Raw genomic sequence first — 4,541 nt, 5'->3', positions numbered from 1 at the left:
ACCAGATCACCGGCGCCATTCTTGATGATGCCGCCGCTGCCGGAGATCACGCCGGAATAATCGCCATGCAGATCCTGATTGAGCGTGAGGGTTCCTGCACCAAGCGTGATATTGCCGTCCTGGCCATGGCCATCGGCCGGGTTGAGGCCATCAAGGCCACCGATGGTCTGGTTGAGATCAGCCAGATCAAGCGTTGCTCCACTGGCAATCTTCACACGGCCCGACCCAAAGGCATGATCGGCAATGCCGGCCTTTGCGGTGCCTGCTTCAACATTCAACCCGCCCGAGAAACTGTTGTCGCCCGAAAAGGTCGTGGTTCCGGCGCCACGCTTGAACACTTCGCCAATGCCGCTGATCTGGTTGGAAAGCGTAAAATCAGCAGTCTTGTCGATGGCCAGATCACCATAGCCATAGCGGGTACTGGCCAGCACGATGGCGCTGGATGGATCAATGCTGCCGCCTTCACCCAGTGTCAGCAGGCCTTCGGTGACGGTGGTGGTGCCGGTATAGGTGTTGGCACCGGTGAGCACCAGCTGTCCAGCCCCGGACTTGCGCAGACCTTCATTGCCTTCGATCACCGAGGCGATGGTGGCGGTCATGGCCGAGCTTTGCAGCGATCCGTCACCGACAATGATCAGCTGATCATCGGTGCCAGAAAGCGAGAGCGGGCCGCCGGTGAGCAGATAGCCATCGGTCATGAACTGCATGCCATTGACGGCAGGGGCAAAGCCGGCATCGATGGTGACGGTTCCGGCTGTGCCGCCAAAAACCGCAAAGCGATCATTGACCCAAGGCGTATTGGTTGCGCCATCGGCGCCGGTCCAATTGTCATTGGCTCCATCCCAGGTGCCGCTGCCGCCCTGGACGATGCCATCATCCTTTGGCCCAGCGCCATCCCAGAAGAAGAAGTCGCGTCCGCCGGTATTGATCAGATTGACCTGATGGTTGATGGCGGTCTGCAGGCTGTAATCGGCAGCATTGCCGGGGACGGTGCCGATCGTCATGGTGTTGGAGGTCAGATTGCCATCATAATCAAAGATACGATAGACACCGGTGCCGACCACACTGCCAGCATCGACATTGAGGGTACCATCGAGCGCCAGATCGCCGTGCACATCAAACAGCGCATTGGCCGACTGGCCACCGCTCAGGGTCACATCGGTCTGGCTTCCGGCTGCAAGGGTCAGATTGCTGTTGAAGACCAGCTGCTGGCCGCTTTGTCCAAACAGTGTGGCGCCGGAGGCAAAACTGGCAGGGCCGACAATCGTGCCATGGCCGCCGAGATCGGCCTGATCCGCAACGGTGACGCTGCCGCCCAATGTGGCGCCATCAAGCCGGAGATCACCGGCCTGCACATCCACAGCGCCGGTATAGGCGGTGCTGTCGCCGCTCAGCGCCAATGTGCCGGCGCCGGTCTTTTGCATCGCGCCTGCACCGTGGAACGCAGAAGCGATGGAGAAGGTGTTGTTGGCATCGGCAATGTCGAAGCCACCGCCACTTGCGCCCCAGTTGATGGTGCGGGACGTCTGGTTGAAATCGGTGCCGGTGACCTGCAAGGTGCCGCCATTGATCAGCAAGGGGCCGCTGCCCAGATTGGCTTCCTGCGAGACCGACAGCGTGCCTGAGAAAAGATCGGTGCCACCGCTGTAGCTGTTGTTGCCTTTAAGGGTCAGGAGGCCGCTTCCTGACTTGAACAGCGCGCCGGTGCCACTGAGGGTGCCATCAAGCTCGGTATCGCCAAAATTGTCGACCATCAGACGGCCACTATTGGCAATGTCGCCGAGGATGAGGCCGTCATGGCCGGCAGTGCCATCCCCCAGCTGCAATGTGCCTGCGGCAATGGTTGTGCCGCCGCTATAGCTGTTTTGTGCCGTCAGCACCAAAGTACCGTTGCCGGTCTTGGTCAAGGCGCCGTGTGCGGCACCCAGATTGCTGATCTCTCCTGCAAGCGTCAAGGTCTTGTTGTTGGCAACCGACACGGTGCCGCCGCTGCCTGACAGGCTCGAGAGGCGCGCGGTCGCAAAACTATCGCTTGCAAGCAAGGTGCCACCGGCAAAGCGCAGGCCACCGCTGGCATCACCAAGATTGCTATCCGAACCAACCGAAAGCACGCCGCCCTCAAGATCCGTCCCGCCCGTGTAAAGATTGTTGCCGCTCAAGACCAAAGTGCCTTGACCGCGCTTGGCAAGCTTGCCGCCATTGCCAATCACCTGATAGACTGTAAACACATTGCCGGCATCTGCAATGTCAAACCCGCCGCCGCCAGCCTGCCAGATGATGGTATTGCCGAGCGAGGTTAGTGTTGTGCCGGTGACTTGCAGACTACCGCCATCAAAGCGCAACGGGGTACCGGGATCGATATTTTGCTGCGTTGTGATCGACAATTCGCCGCCTTCAAGCGTCACACCCTGGCTGAAACTGTGGTTTCCGGTGAGAACGACGGTGCTCGATCCAGACTTGATGAGGCTTGAAAAGCCCTGATACTGAAACCCCGCCTGATTGGGCGTTTCGGTAACGGTGCCGCCGAAGCTGAAATCGTTCGCACCGCCCAGTTCGAGAACCCCTTGGGGGTCGTCATTGCGCACGACACCCGTGATGGTTGATCCCGCCAGTAAGGTGAGATGGCCGCCACCTTTGAAATGGATCGCCAACCCGTCCGCGCCGGCCTGGCCGCTATTGGTTCCGCTGCCGATCCCGGCTGCGCCGCCCTGGCCGGCAACTATGCTGCCGCTGTTGATGATGGTGGATCCGGCACCGACCTCGATCGCCGTGCCGCCGGCGCCGCCATTGGCAATATTGGCTTTCGACAGACCGGTGGCGTCACCGCCGGCGCCACCTGTGCCACCGGTTACCGCGCCACTGTTGTTGACGATTGCGCCCGCGCCTGTCAGCACACCGGTGCCGCCGGCGCCGCCATTGCTGAAGGTGGAATTAGCGTGGGCGCCATTGGCTGCCCCGCCGGCGCCACCAGTGCCGCCGGAGATCTGGGCGAAATTGCTGATGCTGGCATTGGTTCTGTCAGCGGAATTGACGCCAATGCCGCCCTGGCCCCCTTGGCCACCATGGTCGAAAACTCCTGTCCCTCGCGGACTATGGGCGCCACCAATGCCGCCATTGCCGGCAGTGATCATGCCGCGATTGTTGAGAGATCCAGCACCGCTGACCCCGTCGCCCCCGTCACCACCCTTGTTGCCGTCGGGGAGTTTGGTCAACGAAAAGATATCATTGGTCAATCCGCCGGCGCCACCATCGCCACCGATGCTGAAACCGCCGGTCTCGATGCTGACACTGATCCCGGTCTCGGCGAAGATGCCGGCGCCGCCATCGCCACCGCGACCGGCTACGCCTTGTGTTGTTGAACTCGGTGCGCCGCCGGTGCCGCCGGTGCCGCCGCGGATTGTGCCACGAATGGTCAGATCGCTTTTTTCCGAATAGATGCCGATGCCGCCATCGCCGCCTCCGCCAGCCCCGTAATTGCTAGTGGAGCTGCCGCCGATGCCGCCCTTGCCGCCGACAATGGTCGCAGCACCAATCACCGGTGCGGTGGTGCCGGTTATGATCAGCCCGTAGCCGCCGGCGCCGCCGCCGCCGCCGGCGGTGCCAATGCCGCTGAAATTCCCACTGTTGCCGTTACCGCCCCGATGGCCGTCGCCGCCGGTGAGGTTGTTGTTGAATGTGCCGCCGACCGTCGCCATCTGGCCGTTGGTTCCGCCATCACCGCCGTAGCCGGACGAGGCCAGCGTATGATCGGCGGGCGGGGTTCCGGCGCCACCGCTTCCACCCGGACCACCGCCGCCGCCACCGTTTTGTGCACAGGGATACATGCTGGCCGGTACGTCCTGGCCATCGAGGCTCGAGGGATCATTGCCGGCATGAAAGTCTGCCCCGCCGGCGCCACCGTCTCCACAATTAGAACTGTCATAGGACCCACCCTGTCCACCCTTGGCAAATGCCCCGGTGAGGCCGGCCATGCCGAGAACGGTGCCAGCCAGCAGAAAGGTGGCAAATCGCCGGAGCTTGCCTGAAGACACTCCTGTTGCATTGGTTTTTCGAAGCGCGCCGCGCTGGCTTCCTGCCCGCGCATGCTTTTCCAGCTGTTTCATTTGCCACACCTTTCAGAACTGACCCGCATCGTCCCCATCGCCATGCAGTCAGAGTTATCTATATTAGAACTACAAAATATACTTACGCATTGCCACGCGATACTGTAATACGGAATCGCTAAAATGCTATGAATGCTTTTTATGCTAACCGATATTTTGATAAATGCAATTTCACGTGATTTATATTTGCGATAATGCTCATATAATTCTTCGTTGCTGCTTGATACCCATTTGCGGCGCAAGCCGCCGCCCGTTGGGCCCTGGTTGCCGTCGCTGCAGTCCGCGCGGCGCGTGTTGATTGCGTTGATGCCTCACCACTTCACTTTGAGACCGACATTGCCTTTGAGTGTATAGCTGTCGGCAAAATGGTTGAGCGCTGTGTTGATGGAGCCTTCGCCATAAAGGGCATATTTGTTGTCGGCCCAGCTGTAACTGCCG

1 protein-coding gene is annotated in these 4,541 nt (G+C 60.5%); it reads right to left on the bottom strand.

The window, feature by feature from the left end:
• The coding region (locus ABWV94_RS23310) for an autotransporter-associated beta strand repeat-containing protein (RefSeq protein ID WP_353415530.1) at positions 1 to 4,103 on the bottom strand (4,103 nt) is incomplete at its 3' end.
• Between the last annotated feature and the right edge of the window lie 438 nt (positions 4,104 to 4,541).

Origin of the sequence: Brucella sp. NBRC 12953 (assembly GCF_040369775.1) — a bacterium.
Lineage (GTDB): Bacteria > Pseudomonadota > Alphaproteobacteria > Rhizobiales > Rhizobiaceae > Brucella > Brucella pseudogrignonensis.
This window is presented reverse-complemented; position numbering and strand designations above follow the sequence as displayed.